This is a genomic window from Dietzia alimentaria 72 (assembly GCF_000226215.1).
In the GTDB taxonomy this organism is placed as follows: Bacteria; Actinomycetota; Actinomycetes; order Mycobacteriales; family Mycobacteriaceae; genus Dietzia; species Dietzia alimentaria.
Map to the genome: position 1 here is coordinate 79,999 of NZ_AGFF01000003.1, position 19,771 is coordinate 99,769.

A 19,771-nucleotide genomic window follows, 5' to 3' on the forward strand; every position below is an offset into this window, starting at 1 on the left:
AACACCGCAGCGTCGTGCCGGTCGGAGGAGGCGCGGCGGTCAGGGGTGGGGTTTCGGGCTGTCACGGGCCAGACTTTACCGAGTCGGTCCGACTATCCCGCCCTCGTGCGCTCTGCCCGTCCAGTCGGCCCATGTACTCGGCCCGCCCGGCACCGGGCCGCACACCGAGTCCCGGCCTCTCTGTGCCACGTGCCAGCGCCACCCGCGCCGGATGCGCTGCCGCCCCGGCCTACGCTGGCCGCACGCCCGCAAAAACCCCGGATGCGCTGGGCGAACGGACCACCCAGCCAGCGCAGGTCAGAGGGCCAGCGCGACCCCCGTCGGATGCGCTGGCTCGGTGCCCAGAGCCCGCGTCGCACCGGGTCACACCGGCTCACACGCCCCCTGCCGGCCGTCGGGCCGGCCGGGGCGCGCGCCGTCTCGGACTTCAGGTGTCCGAATCGGGGCTGACCGCCTTCGACCAGAGCGGCTCCACGGCCTCGACCTCGGGCGGACCGCTCAACAGGCCGCTCGACTCCTCCAGATAACGCAGATAGTCGGGATTTCCGAGGAACTCCTGCGCGGCGGCGGCATCGCGATACTCCTGGAAGACGAGCAGCACGTCGGGGTCGGCATGGGAGGCGAACAGAACATAGGCCCGGTGCCCGTCGTTGGCCTGGACGGCCTCGGGCATGTTCCGCAGCCACACCTCGACCAGCTGATCGCGACGACCCGGCTTCGCGCGATGTCTCAGGACCAGGGCGTGGGCGGGGGGACCGGAACTCATGCAGCGGACTCTAGCCGCGCCCGGCCGTCGCTGGTCGCGGCCGGTCGATGCCGCGGGACCTTCCTGTCACCTGCCAAGGGAGTTAATTAGAGTGAGTGGTGTGACTCGTCGTCGTCTTACCTTTTCTCTCCCCTCGCACACCTTCCGCGCCGCCCCCCTCGCGGTCGCAGCAACCCTCGCGGCAACCCTCGCCGTGACCGGTGCAGTCGGCATTAACGCGGCAGCACAGTCAGCACAGGGCGTCGACACCTCCACCGCCCTCGGTTTCACCACCACCCCACGACCAACCGCACCACCGCCCGCCGATACCTCGCGGCCGCAGGTCCTGCGCGTTCAGCCCGTCGACGGCCGCAAGATTCTCGCCGACGTGTGGTCACCGGCCATGCAGAAGGCCGTCCCCACCTTCGTCTTGCTGCCCGCGTCCCCCGCACCGGCACCCCTGCTGCTTCTACTCAACGGCGTCGGCGGAGGAGAGGACCACGTCGGCTGGGCCTACAACACGGACTACCAGGACTTCTTCGCCGACAAACACGTCATGGTGGCCAGCCCCGAAGGCGGAAGGTTCAGCCTCTACACGGACTGGCAGCAGCCCGATCCGGCCCTCGGTGTCAACCGCTGGCACACCTTCCTCGACTCCGAACTACCCGCCGCGCTCGCCAACTCATACGCACTCAACGGCACCCGTGGCGTGATCGGGGTGTCCATGTCCGGCGGACCCGCGCTGACCCTCGCAGCCACCGGGCGGCACCACTACGCCGCGGCCGCATCACTCTCCGGTTTCCCCGAGGTCTCCACACCGTTCGGACGCGCCGCCATGACCGCGATGGTGGCCCGCGGCGGCGGCAACGTCCATAACGCCTGGGGTCCACCCGGACACCCGGCGTGGGTCGTCAACGACCCCTCATGGAACGTGGACCGCCTCCGCGGCACCGCCCTCTACCTCGCGTCCGCACCCGGCAACCCGGGCCCCAACGATGTGCCGGACACGGGATCACTGACCTTCGTCCAGGGCGCCCCCACCGAACTGGCCGCCGACCTCGGAACCCGCCACATGGCAGACGCACTGCGGACTGCCGGCCTCCCGTTCACTTACGACCGATACGCCAATGGCGCCCACACCTTCGCACTCTTCAGCCGCGAACTGCGGGACTCCTGGCGGGTCGTCGGACCGGCACTCGGCGCCTGATCCCGACCCGACTAGTGACGGCGCGCCGTCGATTCCGGCAGAGTCACCCCCGGCCGGTAGCATCGATGGGTGTCCGAAGCTGATCGTCCCGACGAACCGCGCGCAAACGCGTCGCGGCGTCGTCGTGCCCGGCGGCCCGCCGGACCCGGCAGCGATGGTCATCCAATCGCAGGTCAGAGACGCGATCGCGGTAGCGGGAAGAATGCGGGCGGCCAGCGGTCCGCCCAAGGCGAGAAAAAGGCCCGGAAGCCGCAGAGCGCCTCCGGCGGTTCAGGCCAGAAGTCCGGGCAATCCTCCCACTCCGGCCAGTCAGACACCGGAGCACAACCCGGCCCCAGAACACAGTCGGGAACCGGCGCGTCGCAAGGCCAGCCCGGCGACGGTCAAACCCGGCAGGGGCGCCGTCGGCGCCGCGGAGGTCGCGGCCGCCGTGGTGGTCGGAACCAGAACCGCGCTCCCGAGGTACAGCAGAAGCAGAGCAGCGCGGACCCCACGCTCACCGTGAAGACCGGCGACGGGACCGCCGGCTCCACCTCGCGCCAGAAACCGCGTTCGCAACGGACTTCCCCACGACCCAAGTCGGGCGGCGGTCAGGCAGCGTCGACCAACACAACGCGCACCTCCTCGCCCGGCAAGGCCGGATCAAAGGCCACCAAGTCGGGCGGCAAGTCCGGCACCCAGCCGCAGGGCGGTAAAGCGCAGGGTGGCAAGAACGCCCGCGGTGGTCGTCCCGGCGGTCGGCACCCGCGCAGCGGCCAGCGACTGCGCACGGTGCTGGAAACCTCTGCCGGCGGCCTCGTCGTACGTGGTCTCGCGCAGGCCGCGGCGGCCGGTGGGCGTCCGGACCTGTCGCGGCTGGAGGTGGCGTTGATCGGCCGCCTCGACAGACGTAATCGCATGCTGTGGTCCATGCCCAAGGGCCACATCGAGCCGGGGGAGACCATCGAGGAGACAGCGCGCCGCGAGGTCCTCGAGGAGACGGGCCTCGACGGCACGATCCTGGCCCCACTCGGCGCGATCGACTACTGGTTCGTCGCCGAGGGACGTCGCATCCACAAGACGGTCCATCATCACCTGATCCGCTTCGACCACGGCGAACTGTGCGACGAGGACCCCGAGATCACCGAGGTCGCATGGGTGGCGTTCGAGGACCTACCCCGACGACTGGCGTACCCGGACGAGCGTCGGTTGGTCGAGTCGGCGCGGGCCATACTTCCTGATCTGGCAAAGGCGGAGTTGGCGGGCCAGAACCCGGCCCCGGCGACCGCGCAGGTCGTCGACCCGTCCCGGCGGTCAGACGGCCCCGAACCGGTTCGGCGTAGCGGTCGTGGTGCCGAGCCGGGCAACGACAAGGGCGGCTCCGGCACCTCGGACCACCGGCGGAGCGGCGTGTCCCGCGACGGGGCGGCGGAGGGGTCGTGATCGGGCGGCCGGTTGGGCGTGGAGTCCGGGCGGTCGTCCCGATGGCCGTCTGCGCCGCACTTGTGGGCGGTCCGCTGTGGGGGATCCAGAGCGCTCCGCTCGCGCACGCGATCACCCCGGATCAGGCTGCGGCCGCCGGGTACGTGCCCAATCCCGCTCCAGCCCTGGCCCGGATCGCGATCGATGAGCTCACGCCAGAGGTCCTGGACGGTCCGTCCGCGGGCGGCGGCGTGGCGGTGGGCACGGAGGCCGGCGTACCCACGGTGACCGTGTCCGGAACCATCACCAACGTCGGCTCCACGCCTCTTGAGGCGGTAGATGTGCGGCTACAACGCGGTCCCCGGGCAGCGGGCACCGAGGCGGTACGCGACCCATTGGTCTGGTCAGAGCCGTCCTTCCCGGTGGGCGGCGAGTTCGTACGGGTGACCGAGTCGCTGGGGCCGGGGGAGTCGACGCGGTACAGCGTGTCGATGCCCGCGCGCGAGATCCCCGGCAACCCCGCCGCAGACCTGCAACTCGATGAGCCCGGCGTGTACCCGCTCCTCGTGAACGTCAACGGCACCCCCGAGGGAGGTATACCGGCTCGGCTCGATGACGCGCGCATCCTGTTGCCCGTGCTGGCGGCGCCGCCGGGCGCGTCACCGCCCGGGGTCGACGACGACAACGTGGGCCCCACCCCGCCGGCGGACGAAGCGGCCCGGGCGTCGGTGCCGCTGACCGTTCTGTGGCCGCTGGCCTCCGCACCGACGCGGATCGCGGCGGTGCCCGGAGCCGACGGCACCGATCCCGTGGTGGCGCTGACGGATGACTCCCTGCCTGGCGAGTTGTCGGAGGGCGGCAGGCTCACCGGATTGGTCCGGGCGGCGGAAGAGGCGTTCAACGGCCCCGGAGGGGAAGCGCTGCGCAGGTCGACGTGCCTGGCGATGGACCCGGACCTGCTGGGCACTGTCTCGGAGATCGCGGACGGTCGCCATGTGGTGATTGATTCCGGCATCGGCGTGGGCGACTCCGACGGTGGCCGGGGTGACAAGCGCGGTGGCAGACGGGGTGACAAAAATGATGCCGGGCAGGTCGATGCTGAAGCCGTGGCCGCGGACGCCTCGCGCTGGATGGACGAACTACGCGCCCTGGCGGACAGCGGCTGTGTGGTGGCGCTTCCGACTGCTCAGGCGGACCTCGACGTGGTGGCTGAAGTCGGCTCAGCAGAGTTGACGAAGGCCGCTCTGGACCGCTCAGAGGGGGTCCGGCGGATCCTGGGCGTGGCCCCGCTACCGGACGTCCTGGTGCCCGCGACCGGCACTCTCAGCCCGGAGACCGCGGAGGCGCTGCCGGGGACGGGAACCACGGCGATCATCGCGGCGTCCTCCACCCGCACGGATACCGGTCTTGTGCCGCCGCCGGGCCTCATGGGATCCACGACCGACGTCGGCAGTCGCGCCCTGACCTTTTCCCCCGCCGTGGGGTCGGCGCTCGCCGCCACCGGCTCAGTCCCCGAGAACCCACTCTATTCGGACCCCGATTCGCGCTATTGGCTCACAGCCGATTCCCCGGCGGCCCGCCTGCAGGATGCACGGGCCGCGATGATCGCTCCGATCATCGACGCGGAGGACGCGGTCGCCGCCGCCGGCCCGGATGCGCCGCCCCCAGCACCCGGGACCGCTGGCGCCACCGCCCTGGACCAGGGCATCCTGGCGGTCCCCCCGCCGGTGTGGACTGTCGACGGCGCCTCCGCCTCCTCCCTGCTGGAGACCCTGCGGGTCCAGCTGGAGTCCGGACGACTGCGCGCGATGCCGTTGTCCGATCGACTGTCCCGCCCCGTCACCGTTCCCGGCGGCCAGCTGGCCACGTACCCGACGGGAGCGGTGGACCCGGGTGCCGCGGATCCGTTCGGCCCCCGGGGAGGCACCGCCCGACGACTGAAGGTGGCACTCGACGGCATCGGCACACTTCGGTCCCTCGTCGACACCTCCGATCCCACCTCCGTTGGTGCCGAGAACCATCTCGATCCGATGGTCGGAGACGCACTGCGGGCGATCTCCGAGACCGGCCGACGGGCCGAGGGCGACGGGCTCACCCCGGAATCCGGCACCGGCGCCGCGGCGCGAGCGCGGTCACTGCGCAGGTTGGATCGCCTGTCCTCGACGGTCACAGAGTCGCTCGGACGTGTGGACCTGCTCCCTCCCGGCAGTGTGTTCACCATGGCCAGCCCTAACAGCCCGCTGCTGCTGGTGATCCGCAACGGTCTCCCGTTCCCGGTACGGGTGGACGTGGCCGTGTCCACGCCACCCGAGATCCACGTGGACCCGGTGGGGATGGTCCAGATTCCGGCAGCAGGGTCCCGGACGCTGCAGGTGCCTACCCAGTCCGACTCCGGTGGCGGCGATCGCCACACGGTGACGTTCGCACTCAACGGACCCGACGGTAGGTCGCTGTCTGATCCGGTCGAACTGTCCGTGCAGACCGGCGGGTATCCCGTCGCCCAGGCGTTCGCTTTCGCGGCGGCGGCCCTCGCCCTCATCCTGGGGGGTCGCCGGTACCTGCGCTACCGTCGGGGAATCCTCGATCCCGCGGACGAAGGGCACCGACCTTGAACCACGAGCAGGGCTCTGACGGCCTCCGCAGACCCGATCCCGGGCTCCGTGCCCGGCGTCGCGAGTCGGGCAGTTCCGTGCTCCCCCGGCCGGTGTCACCGCCGCCCGTCGCCGACTCGTTCGCCCCGGATTCAGTGCCGGTCGAGCGACTCGCCGCCGCCCGTGCCGCGTCCCATGCTGCCGCGGGTGGCCCGCCCCCCGATCACGGTGCCGCTCCCACCACTGGCGGAGGCACCGGCGGCCGGACCCGGGACTCCTCCGATTCCTCGGTCATGCGCTCCACCGGCTCCATGGCGGTGGCCAACCTCGCGAGCCGCGTCACGGGGTTCGTGCGGATGATCCTCATTCTCACGGTTCTCGGCCCGGCGGTCGCCTCGGCGTTCAACACTGCCAACACGCTCCCCAACATGATCACCGAGCTCGTCCTGGGTTCGGTCCTCACGGCGATGTTCATGCCGCTGCTGGCCAGGTCCGCGCAGGAGGACGAGGACGGGGGAGTGTCGTTCATCCGACGACTCCTCACGGTCACCTCGGTCCTCGCACTGGGCGCGGCGGTCGTGGCGGTGGCGTGTGCGCCCTTGCTCACCGAGCTCAACCTGGGCGACGGCGAGGTCAACACCGATCTGGCCACCGCCTTCGCATTCCTGTTGCTGCCGCAGATCTTCTTCTACGGCGTCTTCTCGGTGATGCTGGCGGTGCTCAATTACAACGGCGTCTTCCGCCCCGGCGCGTGGGCACCGGTGTGGAACAACGTGGTGGCCATTGCCACGCTGGCGCTGTTCGCGGTGGTGGGTAGTGGAATCGACCCGGCCGCTCCGGTCAACCTGCTCAGCGGTCCCATCCTTCTACTGGGGCTGGGCACCACGCTCGGCGTGGTGGTCCAGGCCGCTGTTCTGGTGCCGGCACTGCGCCGCGCGGGTGTGGACCTGCGTCCGCAGTGGGGACTCGACCCGCGTATCAAGCAGTTCGGTGGGCACGCCCTCGCCGGGGTGACCTACGTTCTCATCTCCCAGGTCGGACTGGTGATGACCAACCGGATCGGCGCGGCCGCGGACGAGGCCGCCATCGCGATCTACCAGACCTACTGGCTGCTCCTGCAGGTCCCGTACGGGATCATCGGCGTCACCCTGCTCACGGCCATCAACCCGCGTTTGGCCGACAACGGTGTGGCCGGCCGCAACGACGCGGTGGTTCGCGACATCTCGCTGGGTACCCGTCTGTCGCTGTTCGGTCTCCTCCCGATCATCGCGTTCATGACCGCGTTCGGTCCCTCTATCGCCACCGGTCTGTTCCGCTACGGCAACTTCGACGCCCAGAACGCCGACATCCTGGGCCTGACCCTCGCGTTCGGCGCGTTCACACTCATCCCGTACGCGGTGGTCCTGCTCCAGCAGCGCGTGTTCTACGCCCGCGAGGACTACTGGACCCCCACGGTCGTGATCCTGGCCATTACCGTGGTCCGCGTCGTCCTGTCCCTCATCGTCCCGGCGATCGCGCAGGAGCGATCTCACGTGGTGATCGGTCTGGCGTTGGCCAACGGCATCGGTTGGGTGGTGGGAGCCGTGGCCGGTTACATCCTCCTTCGCGCGAAGCTCGGGTCCCTGCGCGGCCGCGAGACCGCGCGGTCCGCTGTATGGACGCTGGGGGCGTCGGTCGTCGGTGCGCTGGTGGCTCTCGGCGTGGACACCGTCCTGCCGATGGACGCCCTCACCAATGCGGTGGGCAGCATCGGTTTTATCCTCCGGGTGGGTGTAGCTGCGGTGATCGCGCTCGGTGTGACCGGCCTGATCATCTCGCGGTCCAAGCTGCCGGAGCTGGAGGCCATCGCCCCCGTACTCCGCGGACTCGTGGGACGTCTGAGGCGATAGTCGATTGGCAAGGTGGGCGGAACGTACACTCTCCACTGTCACGAGCGGCCGACCCGGGTGGGCGCCGCGTTAGGTGAGGAGGTCACCGGGTGGGCGAGAGCGCAGGAGACTCGACGCCGCGGGCCACCCCGCTACCGCCCCGACTGGCCGTGGGCGGCCTGGTCTCCGGTGGCCGTTACGAGCTACTCGAGCCGCACGGTGGCGTAGCCGGTCAGGCTTTCTGGAAGGCCCGGGACAAGCGTCTCGGCCGCGATGTGGCGTTGACGTTCGTCGATCCGTTGCCCGGTGAGCAGCCACCCGGGTCGGCGACCGGAGTCCTCGACCGCACCGTCGCCCTCACCGCCGTGTACTCCGACGGTCTCGCGCGCGTGTTGGACGTGATCCGTGGGCGTGCCGGAGGGATCGTGGTGGCCGAGTGGATCCCCGGCCGCAGCCTGGCCGCCACAGTGGAGAGTCCGGATCCGGATCCGGCGGTGGGTGCGGTGTGGGGTCTGTCCGATGCCGCGACGCGCGCCCACGAGAAGGGTCTGGTCCTGGGCCTCGACTCCCCGGATCGTCTCCGCCTGACCGAAGACGGACGCGCGATACTGGCCTTCCCCGGCGTCGGGTCGCCCGCCGACGTCACCTCAGACATCCGCGGTCTGGGCGCCGTGATGTATGCCCTACTCACCGGAAAGTGGCCACTGCCCCTACCCGAGGGCTCCGACCTGCACGTACCGGCCGACGGTCGGCCGGGGGCCGCCCCACGGGACGACGACGAGGTCCGCGATCCCACCGTCGTCGGCTCCGGCGTCGATGCCGAATCGGCCGTACTGGCCATGCGTTCCCTCGACGGCTCGTCCGTCAGCTCCGCCGCCACCGTCCGATCGATGATCTCTGACCGCGTCGGCTCCGGAACGGCGAACGCGGCCGGGTGGGACATTCCCGAGAGCGGGTACCCCGGATCCGCCGTCGAAGCCGGTGCCCGCACCCGGCCCCGCGCCGATACGTTCGCCTATCCCTACAGCGAGCCCTACGCGGAGCCTGACCAGGGCACGTACAAGCGCCGGTGGCAGATCATGGCGGGAACCGGCGCGGTGGCCGTGCTGGTGATCGCGATATTGGGTGCCTGGATGCTGGGGGGACTCAGCAGTAGCAACAACGACACGCCGTTGTCCCAACAACTCGACGCCATCGAGCGGGCCGCCCGGGACAGCCGCGCCGCACAGACCACCGAGGCCACGGAATCCGAGGACTCCGAGGACGACTCGGGGGAGACCACCGCTGCCTCCCCGTCGACGCCGGTCGAGGTGAGCACCGTCACCGCATGGCAGCCCGCTGATTCGGCGGGGACCGCGGAGAATTCAGCGTCCGCACCCAACGTGGCGGACGGCGACAGGTCTACCGCCTGGGCGACGGACACCTACCGCAGCCAGGTGGGGGACGGCCCCTCCGCCTATAAGCCCGGAATCGGATTGATGCTGACGCTCGACGGAAAGCAGATGACCAGGGAGGTGATGGTCTACGCGGAGGACGATGACGTGCAGTTCGAGATCCGCTCCGCCAGCAGTGCCACCCCGAGCTCCCTCGACGAGACGACTTTGCTGGGTACGGGCACGGTCAGTGGAGGTACTGGCACCGTGTCCATCGACGAGGCGTCCGAATCCGAGTACCTCCTGGTCTGGTTCACCCGCCTCGGCACCACTGGACCCCAGGCTTACAGCGCGTCGATCACCGAGGTCGAACTCTCCCGCTGAGCGCACCACCTCGGGGACACCTTCGTCGGTGATCGCCGGAGATGACCTCCCCGCCCGGGCTCGCGGCGGGTTACCGTGATCGGCGTGAACACCAGTGCCACCGCCACCCCCGCGGACACTGCGCGGACGCGCCCCGCAGCGGAGGTCCCGCTGACGGACGGCGAACTGCTCGACGCCCACGTCGCGGGCGACCCTGACGCCTTTTCCGCACTGGTCCGCCGCCACTACGACTACCTCTGGCGGCTGGCGATCCGCACCTCGTTCAACCGTGATGACGCCGCCGAAGCCCTGCAGGAAGCCCTGGTCTCCGCGTACCAGAAGGCCGGCACGTTCCGGCACTCGTGCCCGGTGCAGGGATGGCTCTATCGCATCGTGGTCAACGCCTGCCTGGACAAGATGCGTTCCCAGCGCGTCCGCCGGCACGCGACGCTCACCCCGAAGCTGCACGAGCAGGTAACCCTGCGGGACCACTTCCATCAGGATCCGGCCTACGCGATAATCGTGGCCGAGTCGCTGGCGGAACTACCCCATGACCAGAGGGACGCCGTCGTCGTCGTCGACATGTTGCGCTGTTCCGTGGCGGAGGCCGCACACCTGCTCAACGTCCCCCCGGGGACGGTCAAGAGTCGCTGTTCCCGGGGACGCGCCAAGCTGAGCGTTCTCCTCGCGGGGGTGAACGTCACCGACTGAGTGCCCACCCCGCGGGAACATCCGCTCGGCCCGGGATGTTGGAGTCTTCAGAAGGCCTGACAGTGTCGTGTCGGCCCGGTACACCATCAGTCCCCCGTTAAGGAGCTCGGAGAACCCATGAGCGAGACCATCCACGACGTGATCATCGTCGGATCCGGCCCGGCCGGTTACACCGCTGCAATCTACTCCGCCCGTGCCGAGCTCAAGCCGCTGGTATTCGAGGGATCGCAGTTCGGTGGCGCGCTCATGACCACCACCGACGTGGAGAACTTCCCCGGCTTCGCCGAAGGCATGATGGGCCCGGACCTGATGATGCAGATGCGCGAACAGTCCGAGCGGTTCGGAGCGGATCTGCGCATGGAGGACGTGTCGTCGATGGACCTGGCCGGCGACGTCAAGATCGTCCGCGTGGGTGAGGACGAATACCGCGCGCGTGCCGTCATCCTGGCGATGGGCGCCGCCGCGCGCTACCTCGGCATCCCGGGCGAGCAGGAGTTCCTTGGCCGGGGCGTCAGTTCCTGCGCCACCTGTGACGGCTTCTTCTTCCGCGACAAGCCGATCGTCGTGGTGGGCGGGGGCGACTCCGCCATGGAGGAGGCCACCTTCCTCACCAAGTTCGGCTCCTCCGTGACCATCGTGCACCGCCGCGAGGAGTTCCGGGCCTCAAAGATCATGCTTGAGCGGGCGCGGGAGAACGACAAGATCTCGTTCGTGCTCAACACCGCCGTCGACGAGGTTCTGGCCGGCCAGAACGGATCCGTCGAGAAGTTGCGCCTGCGCAATACAGTCACAGGCGAGACCAGTGAGCTCGAGACCGCCGCGATGTTCGTCGCGATCGGTCACGATCCGAGGTCCGAGTTGGTCCGCGACCAGGTCGAGGTTGATGAGGACGGCTACGTTCTCACCGGTCAGACCACCGCAACGTCCATTCCCGGCGTTTTTGCGTGTGGCGACCTCGTCGACCACCGCTACCGCCAGGCCATCACCGCTGCCGGTTCCGGCTGCGCCGCCTCGATCGACGCCGAGCGGTGGCTCGCCGAGCAGGCCTGACGCCACCGCACAATTCCCGCCTCTCGAAAGGACCGGTCGTCATGGCCAACACCCCCAACATCATCGACGTGACCGAGGCCGACTTCGCCGAGTCCGTGCTCGCTGCCAGTGGTTCCAAACCCGTACTGGTGGACTTCTGGGCCACCTGGTGCCGCCCGTGCACCATGATGGCGCCCGTTCTCGACGAGCTCGCCGGCGCCGAGTCGGACAAGCTCACGGTGGCCAAGGTGGACGTCGAAGCCAACCAGGAACTCGCCGCGGAATACCAGATCACCGCCATCCCGGCGCTGCTGCTGTTCTCAGAGGGCCAGCCGGTCAAGCGGATCACGGGCGCCAAGTCCAAGTCCGCGCTACGCACGGAGCTCAGCGACGTCCTCTGAGCTTTGTCCACCCCCGGCGGACCCCGGGTCGTAACCGGCGCCTCGTCCGGTGCGGCCCGGGCATCCATACGCCCGAGACGGTAAGTTCATCCCGGTACCTATCAGCAGAACAGAGGGAGGGCACCCATGGCGTGGCGACGTGGTGACCGAGGGCCTGAAGTGGCCTCGATCCGCGCGACGCTCGCGGGAATGGGGCTTTTGCACCACATCGATTCCGTGGGCGTCACCGAGCCCGAGACGGGTTCGATCCTCGCTCGGACCGACGCGGTATTCGATGCGGATCTGGAAACGGCCGTTCTGGCCTTCCAGCAGGCCCGTGGGTTGATGACCGACGGTGTCGTTGGTGCCTCTACCCAAGCGGCCCTGAAAGATGCCAGCCACGTTCTCGGCACCCGCGATCTGAGCTACCTCGTCTCCAAGCCGATGGCCGGCGACGACATCGCCCAGCTTCAACGTCGGCTCGGCGAACTCGGCTTCTACGCGGGACTCGTCGACGGGACCTTCGCAGCTCTCACCCACGCGGCCGTGACCGACTTCCAGCGAGACTGCGGCCTACCAGCGGACGGCGTGGTGGGGGTGGAGACCCTGGACACTCTCAGTCGCTTCTCCACGCTGTTCAAGGGCGGCGACGTCTCCTCGCTAGTCGAGCGCGAGCGGGCCCGCACATCCGGTCCTATGCTCGCCGGTAAGCGCATAGTCCTGGACCCCGGGCCGGGCGGCTCCGAGAACCCCATCCGTATAGAGACGCAGTACGGCACCATCACAGACGCTGAGCTTCTCTGGGATATCACCAGGCGGCTGTCCGAGCGGATGCACCAGGCCGGGGTGGAGGTGTTCCTCTCGCGTCCCGAGGCAATGATCCCCACCGACCCCGAGCGTGCGGAGATCGCCAACGCGTTCAACGCGGATCTGATCATCTCGCTGCGTCTGGACCGTCACCCCAATCCGGTCGGCAACGGCGTAGCCACCTTTTACTTCGGGAACTCGCTCGGTGCCGAGTCGATGCTCGGCGAGGCTCTGTCCGGGTTCGTCCAGCGTGAAATCGTCAGCCGTACCGAATTACGCGACTGCCGCACCCATGGACGCAGCTGGCCCCTCCTGCGGATGACGCGGATGCCGTCGGTTCAGATCTACCTCGGTTACGCCTACAACCCAGACGATCTGGCGATCCTGGGTAACCGCGATTCCCAGGACACGATCATCGACTCGATTCTCGTGGGCGTGAAGCGCCTCTATCTGCTCGACGACGACGTTCATCCCACCGGAACGATGTCCGTCGACGCACTCATCGATTACGAACAGCGGCAACTCGACTAAATCCCGCCAGGGCGATCGAATTTGGCGGTCACTCCTGACAATTCGGCCAACCGGCGCGTGGGGAAACCCCGCTCGGCGAAGAGCTGATCGAGGGCATGCTCCACGTCTGCCTTCCACATGTGCTCGCTGTCTATGTCCAGACGCAGGCGCGGATGGGTCTCGTGGTCAGCCACCACAGTGAACCCGTGTTCCACCAGGAAGTCCTTGCCTGGAACGCAGGAGTCCGCACCACAGCCGTCACGTGACAAAACATCACCCGTGTCCCCGGACACCTGCCCGAAGGCCTCAATTGCCCTGATTCCGCGGCTCCGAAGGTCAACAACGACCGCGTCCAACAAAGCCGTCAGCACTCCAGCCGGCGCCCCGTTCTCCACATTCATTCCGGCTAGCAGGATCGCGTCAGCACCCACAGGCGAAGTGGGAAAGCAGACGGATCGCGGCGCCATCCCAGGGGGAGCGTAGAACGCGGCTCCGGCCGAGTCGTTCCCGTTTCTGGCGACCTGCCCGCAGACTCCCCACTCGAGGGAGACATGGGAAATCCACGCTTCCTTCTCGAACCCAGGATCCCCCGGGATGGTGTCCCCGTCGCGGTCGTCTGTCTGCCAGTACGCGCACCGCCGTGCCCGTGGACCGAGTTGGTCCACGGCAGACAAATCCAGCGACCGGATAGTTATCATTTCGCGCTACCGGACGACCCGTCCTCGAGTAACGAGAGGACCCGGGCGAGATCATCCGCGTCACCCACGTCGATCGTGATGCGTCCCTTTCGCCTGCCCATCGTCACCGACACCGAGGTCTCGAATCTGTCGGATAGCCGACCCGCCACGGCTTCGAGCTCAGGATTTCGCTCACGACCGCGCGTGCTGGCCTTGGGTTTAGTATCAGCGTTACTCGGCTCCCTGTTGGCCAGCGTGACGATCTCCTCGGTCGCGCGGACTGATAGTCCCTCCGCGACGATCCGGGCGGCGAGCTCGTCCTGGGCGGTTTCGCCTGCCTCCAGACCCAGCAGTGCGCGTGCATGTCCGGCGGACAACACGCCTGCGGCTACACGGCGCTGCACGGCGGTCGGAAGCTGGAGAAGACGGATGCTATTGGTGATGGCCGGGCGTGATCGACCGATTCTGGTGGCGAGCTCGGATTGCGTCACGTTGAACTCTTCGAGGAGTTGTTGGTACGCGGCTGCCTCTTCCAATGGGTTGAGCTGGACCCGGTGGATATTCTCCAGCAGAGCATCACGGAGCAGGTCTTCGTCGTCGGTCTGACGCACGATCGCAGGGACTGTTTTGAGCTCCGCCCGCTGACTTGCTCGCCAACGCCGCTCACCCATGATGAGCTGATAGCGGCCGTCGGGCATCTCACGGACGACAATCGGTTGGAGGAGGCCGAACTCTTTGACCGAGTGCGCCAATTCGGCCAGCGCCTCTTCGTCAAAGTAGGTGCGGGGCTGTTTCGGGTTGGGATCGATGTCCGCAGGGAAGATCTCCCGATACACCGCTCCGGGGTCCACCAGGTCCCCGGTTTCACGTGAAACATCTGTGTTGGAGCGCGCGCCTGTTGCCGACCCTCCATGTCCGCCTGAACTAGTCTTACCTTCCGCCTCCGGAGCGTTCTCGACCCCGGTCCGCGAACGAGGACGTGGGGGACTGGTCCGTGGCCCTCCGCCCCGTGGACCAAGAATGAGGTCTGCGGCTTCGTCACCAAGTCGCGGGCCGTCCTCCGGCCCCGTCGGGATGAGAGCGGCAAGTCCCCGTCCGAGACCGCCCCTACGCTGCTGACTCATCGCTTCTCCTTTGACGCTTTCGTACCCTGGTCGACGGACGGTATCGCGTCCCCATCATCGTCGTCATTCATCGAACTGGGAGCGCCACGGAGGTTGATTTCTTTAGCCGCGTCCAGATACGCGAGTGCTCCACGTGACCCGGCGTCGTACTGCAGTATTGTCATCCCGTATCCGGGCGCCTCCGACACCTTCACGCTGCGGGGGATGACCGTTCGCAGAACTGTGTCACCGAAATGCCGACGAACTTCGCCCGCTACCTGCTCCGCTAGCTTGGTCCGACCGTCATACATCGTGAGCATTATGGTGGAAATCTCGAGCGACGTATTGAGATGCTGCTGCACGAGTTCGACGTTACGAAGTAGCTGGCCCACGCCTTCAAGAGCGTAGTACTCACACTGGATCGGAATCAGGACCTCACTTGCCGCGACCATCGCGTTGACAGTGAGGAGTCCCAAGGAGGGCGGACAGTCCAAAAAAACGTAATCGATCCCGAGCGACTTCAAATCCTCCGGAACAAGGACTTCGGCAAGACGGCGTTCTCGATGAGGAAGTCCCACCAGCTCGATTTCCGAGCCGGCCAGGTCAATGGTCGCAGGGACACAGAACAACTTGTCCGCGTGCGGGCTCTTCTGCATGAGATCCTCGATGGATTGCTCCCACATCAAGAGCTCGTAACTCGAGGGCGTACCTTCCCGATGATCTACACCAAGAGCAGTACTCGCATTGCCCTGTGGATCCATATCGATCACCAGAACACCTAGACCGCCTAGCGCAAGAGATGCGGCAAGGTTCACCGTGGATGTGGTCTTGCCGACTCCACCCTTTTGGTTGGCGATCGTAATGATTCGCGGCTCAGTCGGCCGGGGGAGATCTCGAGAGTCTCCGTGGAGCACCTCGTTCGCCTGCCGTGCAGCGGCGAAGATCGGGGTCTCGTCGTCGGACATCCATTACCTTTCACAAACATAGTAGGCAAGCCCGTACGCCTCAATAGCTTTGACAGTGTCAGTGTTTCACGTGAAACCGACATTGTCGGACAACGGGCACCCTCTCAGGCGCGTGGCCGCGAGCCTCCTCGTGCACGTGCACCACGGCCTCCCATCCTAGTCGCGAGAGTGGCGATCACGAGCCTCGTGTCCTCCGCATCTGGAGCTGATACGGTTTCCACGTGAACGTTCTCAAAACCGAGCCTATTCAGTGTTGAACGGTCGCGTTCCACCTCGTCCTGAGCGGAAGATCCCTTCAGAGCGATCATCCGACCACCTCCCCGGAGTAGTGGAGCGGACCATCGCGCCAACTTGGCCAACGGAGCAACAGCTCGCGAGGTCACGACGTCTGCGTTACCGGCGGCCTCGATCACGTGCTTGTCCTCCGCGCGACCACGGACAACACAGATATCTACCCCTAGAGCGGCGACGGCCTCCTCCAAGAAGATCGACCGACGCAGCAAGGGTTCAACCAGTGTGACCTGAAGATCGGGTCGAGCAAGCGCCAGCGGAATGCCGGGCAGGCCCGCGCCACTGCCGATGTCGACTACGACCTCGCCGTTCCCGAGAGGACTGGCGGCGGCAGCACTATTGAGGATATGGCGATCCCACAGTCGGGGCCCTTCACGCGGACCCATCAGCCCCCGCTCGAGCCCCGCAGTCGCCAGGAACACAGCGTACTGTTCGGCCAACTTGGTTCGGGCACCGAACACCTTGATCGCCCCTTCTGGGGTTGGGGGCAGGTCTGAGCCAGCGATCGGCGCCGGATCCCCAAGCATGTCACGTGACGTTTCCGAACCAGGGTCCTCGGACATAGATAAAATTGGCCTTTCATGTTCGGTGTGCCGACGGTTTCACGTGAAACACCACGACTACTTACATCGATGTAATTAGTTCAAAGCGAGGTTCGTAGGGGAGCGAACACCACTTCTCGCACCCCAACGAAATCCAAAAGGTAAATCACTCCGGGAGAACCACCACACGACGATGTGGCTCGACCCCGGTCGAATCCGACCCCACACCATCGATCCCGGCAATAGCATCGTGAATCACTTTCCGCTCGAACGGAGTCATCGGATTCATCTCTTCCGGGTTGCCTGACTCCAGCACTCGCTGCGCCACCACCCGCCCGGCTTCTGTCAGTGCTTCACGTTTAGCGGCACGCCAACCGGCGATATCCAACATCAAACGACTGCGATCGCCGAGCTCCTGTTGGACAGCCAGACGGGTCAATTCCTGGACTGCGTCCAAGACTCCACCATCGGCACCCACCAGACGATCGAGATCCTCGCCGCCGTCGATGCTCACCACAGCGCGGTCGCCCTCGACATCGAGATCGATGTCGCCGTCAAAATCGAGAATGTCGAGCAACTGCTCAAGATAGTCGCCGGCCACCTCGCCCTCTTCGACTAAACGCTCCTCCGACACCTCGATGTTCTTCTTCGACATGGACCTGCCTCCATCGTGACCGCCGATCGTCGAACCCCCCAGGGCCCACGAATATCTCCTCCAAGTATGGGACAAGGTCCCCGGCGCCGGAGCATCGGGGACCTTGTCCATCGCTAGACTTCTGGAGCGTCAGCGCTTTTTCTTTTTCTTCTTGTTTTTCGGGTGCGATCCGGAACCTTTCTGGGCCGGGCGGCTGCGCTGACTGCCCGGTGGCTGTGGACGCTGTCCCGGCTTCGGCTTCGCCCCCGGAATCGGAGCAGACGCGGGACGGTCCGCGTCTGCCCCGCCGTCGTCGTCGATCGTCTTGGTCACCGTGTCGGTAGCCGAGGCGGTCGAAATAGCGCTTCCCGACTCCGCGTTGGCGCCCTTCTTGACCTTGCTCGGTTTGACGCCAACCTTAGGCGCCAACGACTTCTGCTCTTCTCGCCGCTGGAGGGCGGCGGCGTCGTCCTCCTTGGCCATCTTCTCGAACAGGTAGTACTGCTGGCCCAGGGTCCACAGGTTATTGGTCACCATGTAGACAAGAATCGCCATGGGCCAGAACGCGCCTGTCACCAGGATGCCGATGGGGAACGCCCACAACATCAGTTGATTCATGATCTTGGCCTGCGGATTGGCCGCGGCCTCGGGCGACTGGCGGGAGAGCGAGATCCGCGCATTCAGGTGCGTGGTCACGGCCGAAACGATCATGAGCGGGATCGCCACCAAGATGATGTTCCACCGCTCGAAGTCGAGCATCGCGCCCGGTTCGACGAACGCCTGGAACTGTTCGATCGGCTGTGAAATGAACGACGAAAGTGGAGCGCCGAAGAGCCGCGCATCCAGGAAGCTCTGCACCTCCGCGGCATTGAAGACGTAGTTTCCCGTGTTGCGGGTCTCCTCGGCCGTCATGCCGAGGGCGTTGAAGTTCGTCCCCATCCTGTTGAAGGAACGGAGCACATGGAACAGACCCAGGAAAACCGGAATTTGGATGAACATCGGAAGACATCCGACAACCGGGTTGAAGCCCTCCGATTTCTGCAGCTTTCGCGTCTCCACAGCGAGCTTCTCGCGGTCGTTCTTGTAGCGCTTCTGCAGCTCCTTCATCCGGGGCTGCATCTCCTGCATCTTGCGAGAGAACCGAATCTGCTTTGCCGCCGGCCAAAACAGCATGATTCGCAGGGTCACCACGAGGAAGATCACCGACAGCGCCCAGATCACACCGTTAGAGTCCGGCGACTGAACCCAGGGCAACAGACCGCCGACAAACGCGAAGATCTTGTGCCAGAACCAGAGGATGCCCGAGATCGGGTAATAGACCAGCGGGTTGGTAATGAACGACATGGGTTGTTTCGTCCTCGCTACGTTCGGGAAATGTCGGGCTGCTCGGCTTGATCGCCCGGCGGATCGGGGGCTCGAGGTTCTGTGACTTCGTGGTGGGGGACTCGGCGTTCAGGCACCGGGTCCCAACCACCGGGGGTCCACGGCCCGCACCGGAGCACCCGCCAGACCGAAAGCCACGTTCCATTCCAAGCGCCGTGAACCCTGACTGCTTCCACCGCGTAACCACTACAGCTCGGTTCAAAGCGACAACTGGGCGGAGTCAGGGGAGAGATACCCTTTTGATAGAAATCAAGCATCCACAGCAGGATGCGGGCGACCGGGCCCGGATTGGCTTCCGTCATGTCAGTGACCTGCGGGCACGAGCGGACGCCGCTTCGAGCCCGCTGCGCAGATCGCGCACCAGGTCCTCATGCGACGCGGACGCGGACGCTGGATTCGCTCGGATAACCACCATCAGGTCATGATCCACTTCCGCCAGCAACTTCCCGGCGATATGACGAAGCCGCCGACTGACACGGTGACGGGTCACCGAATCGCCGACGGCTTTACTTACGATCAGCCCGAAACGCGGACCGCCCACGAGGACGTCCGAAGAGTCCACGTGGGCGTGTACGACCATCGTGCGGCGGCCCTTCCTCGCACCCTGACGCACCACCGTCGCAAAGTCTGCGGACCGGTGGAGCCGGTACGACCTGGGAAGCATCCGCCACCCCGGCCCGGATCAGGCCGTCAGAGCGGAACGGCCCTTGCGACGACGGGCGGCAACGATGCCACGGCCGGCGCGGGTGCGCATGCGCAGACGGAAGCCGTGCACACGGGCACGACGACGGTTGTTCGGCTGGAAAGTCCGCTTGCCCTTGGCCATGGTTGGCTCCTCACGTGAAGTCGGCGCCGTCTCCAGCGCTCGATTGAGTTCGAGACGTCGTCGGACCACTGACGGCGGCACCACGACGCGCCGCGCACCACAAGAGCGCGCGACAGACTGCTCAAGATTACTCGCATGATGGGCCAGCGGCCAAACTGTGTAATCTCATTCGTCCCACAGGTACCACATCGCAGGCCATCGCGACACGCCACCGGCCGCGGTGCTTGACATCTGCCCTCTAGTTGATCTTGAGGGTTGCTCATGCGTTCACACAGTTGTTACGGTCATTCATCATCGTGACCAACCCGGGCAGCATAAGTTAACCCCGAAACCAGCACCGTCGACCTTCCCACCATCAACCCGCA

The 19,771-nt window shown here is 66.5% G+C and carries 19 protein-coding genes; 9 read left to right on the top strand and 10 right to left on the bottom strand.

Annotated elements, in window-relative coordinates:
* Positions 1-427: 427 nt before the first annotated feature.
* On the bottom strand, positions 428-766 hold the full coding sequence (locus ON04_RS00705; RefSeq protein ID WP_010539645.1) for a putative quinol monooxygenase: 339 nt from the start codon (positions 764-766) through the stop codon (positions 428-430).
* 100 nt (positions 767-866) lie between these two features.
* On the opposite strand from ON04_RS00705, the gene ON04_RS00710 reads away from it, so the two are divergent.
* From ON04_RS00710 to ON04_RS00750, 9 genes are all read left to right on the top strand, one after another.
* Positions 867-1,952, top strand: a complete 1,086-nt coding sequence (locus tag ON04_RS00710; RefSeq protein WP_158217802.1) for an alpha/beta hydrolase — start codon at positions 867-869, stop codon at positions 1,950-1,952.
* A gap of 501 nt (positions 1,953-2,453) precedes the next feature.
* Positions 2,454-3,374, top strand: coding sequence for an NUDIX hydrolase (locus ON04_RS00715; protein WP_010539647.1), 921 nt, complete (start codon positions 2,454-2,456; stop codon positions 3,372-3,374).
* Positions 3,371-5,965, top strand: coding sequence for a DUF6049 family protein (locus ON04_RS00720; RefSeq protein ID WP_238529181.1), 2,595 nt, complete (start codon positions 3,371-3,373; stop codon positions 5,963-5,965). Before ON04_RS00715 ends, ON04_RS00720 begins: the two co-directional genes overlap by 4 nt.
* Positions 5,962-7,833, top strand: a complete 1,872-nt coding sequence (murJ, locus tag ON04_RS00725) for a murein biosynthesis integral membrane protein MurJ (RefSeq protein ID WP_010539649.1) — start codon at positions 5,962-5,964, stop codon at positions 7,831-7,833. The genes ON04_RS00720 and murJ overlap by 4 nt, the downstream gene beginning before the upstream one ends.
* Before the next feature lie 89 nt (positions 7,834-7,922).
* On the top strand, positions 7,923-9,569 hold the full coding sequence (locus ON04_RS00730; RefSeq protein ID WP_010539650.1) for a protein kinase family protein: 1,647 nt from the start codon (positions 7,923-7,925) through the stop codon (positions 9,567-9,569).
* A 75-nt stretch (positions 9,570-9,644) separates the two neighbouring features.
* Positions 9,645-10,259: an RNA polymerase sigma factor SigM gene (sigM, locus tag ON04_RS00735; RefSeq protein WP_010539651.1), complete on the top strand. Its 615-nt coding sequence runs from the start codon at positions 9,645-9,647 to the stop codon at positions 10,257-10,259.
* A gap of 117 nt (positions 10,260-10,376) precedes the next feature.
* The gene (trxB, locus tag ON04_RS00740) at positions 10,377-11,309 is read left to right on the top strand and encodes a thioredoxin-disulfide reductase (RefSeq protein WP_010539652.1); all 933 of its coding nucleotides are present in this window, start codon (positions 10,377-10,379) and stop codon (positions 11,307-11,309) included.
* A gap of 41 nt (positions 11,310-11,350) precedes the next feature.
* Positions 11,351-11,689, top strand: coding sequence for a thioredoxin (gene trxA, locus ON04_RS00745; RefSeq protein ID WP_010539653.1), 339 nt, complete (start codon positions 11,351-11,353; stop codon positions 11,687-11,689).
* Positions 11,690-11,815: 126 nt separating this feature from the next.
* Positions 11,816-13,006, top strand: coding sequence for an N-acetylmuramoyl-L-alanine amidase (locus ON04_RS00750; protein ID WP_029457393.1), 1,191 nt, complete (start codon positions 11,816-11,818; stop codon positions 13,004-13,006).
* Here ON04_RS00750 and ON04_RS16910 read toward each other — a convergent pair.
* From ON04_RS16910 to rpmH, 9 genes are all read right to left on the bottom strand, one after another.
* The gene (locus tag ON04_RS16910) at positions 13,003-13,416 is read right to left on the bottom strand and encodes a hypothetical protein (protein ID WP_238529183.1); all 414 of its coding nucleotides are present in this window, start codon (positions 13,414-13,416) and stop codon (positions 13,003-13,005) included. The two genes, ON04_RS00750 and ON04_RS16910, sit on opposite strands and share 4 nt — an antisense overlap.
* Positions 13,417-13,679: 263 nt before the next feature.
* On the bottom strand, positions 13,680-14,786 hold the full coding sequence (locus ON04_RS00760) for a ParB/RepB/Spo0J family partition protein (protein ID WP_029457396.1): 1,107 nt from the start codon (positions 14,784-14,786) through the stop codon (positions 13,680-13,682).
* On the bottom strand, positions 14,783-15,730 hold the full coding sequence (locus tag ON04_RS00765) for a ParA family protein (protein WP_010539657.1): 948 nt from the start codon (positions 15,728-15,730) through the stop codon (positions 14,783-14,785). The genes ON04_RS00760 and ON04_RS00765 overlap by 4 nt, the downstream gene beginning before the upstream one ends.
* A gap of 104 nt (positions 15,731-15,834) precedes the next feature.
* Positions 15,835-16,548 (bottom strand): 16S rRNA (guanine(527)-N(7))-methyltransferase RsmG, encoded by a 714-nt coding sequence (gene rsmG, locus ON04_RS00770; RefSeq protein WP_238529184.1) that lies wholly within the window; start codon positions 16,546-16,548, stop codon positions 15,835-15,837.
* A 181-nt stretch (positions 16,549-16,729) separates the two neighbouring features.
* The gene (locus tag ON04_RS00775) at positions 16,730-17,218 is read right to left on the bottom strand and encodes a Jag family protein (RefSeq protein ID WP_010539659.1); all 489 of its coding nucleotides are present in this window, start codon (positions 17,216-17,218) and stop codon (positions 16,730-16,732) included.
* Between the two features lie 129 nt (positions 17,219-17,347).
* Positions 17,348-18,541, bottom strand: a complete 1,194-nt coding sequence (gene yidC, locus ON04_RS00780) for a membrane protein insertase YidC (RefSeq protein WP_010539660.1) — start codon at positions 18,539-18,541, stop codon at positions 17,348-17,350.
* A gap of 17 nt (positions 18,542-18,558) precedes the next feature.
* A complete protein-coding gene (yidD, locus tag ON04_RS16070) occupies positions 18,559-18,882 on the bottom strand; it encodes a membrane protein insertion efficiency factor YidD (protein WP_010539661.1) in 324 nt (107 codons plus the stop codon).
* Complete coding sequence (gene rnpA / locus ON04_RS00785; RefSeq protein ID WP_029457398.1) at positions 18,879-19,244, bottom strand: ribonuclease P protein component; 366 nt, start codon at positions 19,242-19,244, stop codon at positions 18,879-18,881. The genes yidD and rnpA overlap by 4 nt, the downstream gene beginning before the upstream one ends.
* A gap of 18 nt (positions 19,245-19,262) precedes the next feature.
* Positions 19,263-19,406, bottom strand: coding sequence for a 50S ribosomal protein L34 (gene rpmH / locus ON04_RS00790; protein WP_010539663.1), 144 nt, complete (start codon positions 19,404-19,406; stop codon positions 19,263-19,265).
* Between the last annotated feature and the right edge of the window lie 365 nt (positions 19,407-19,771).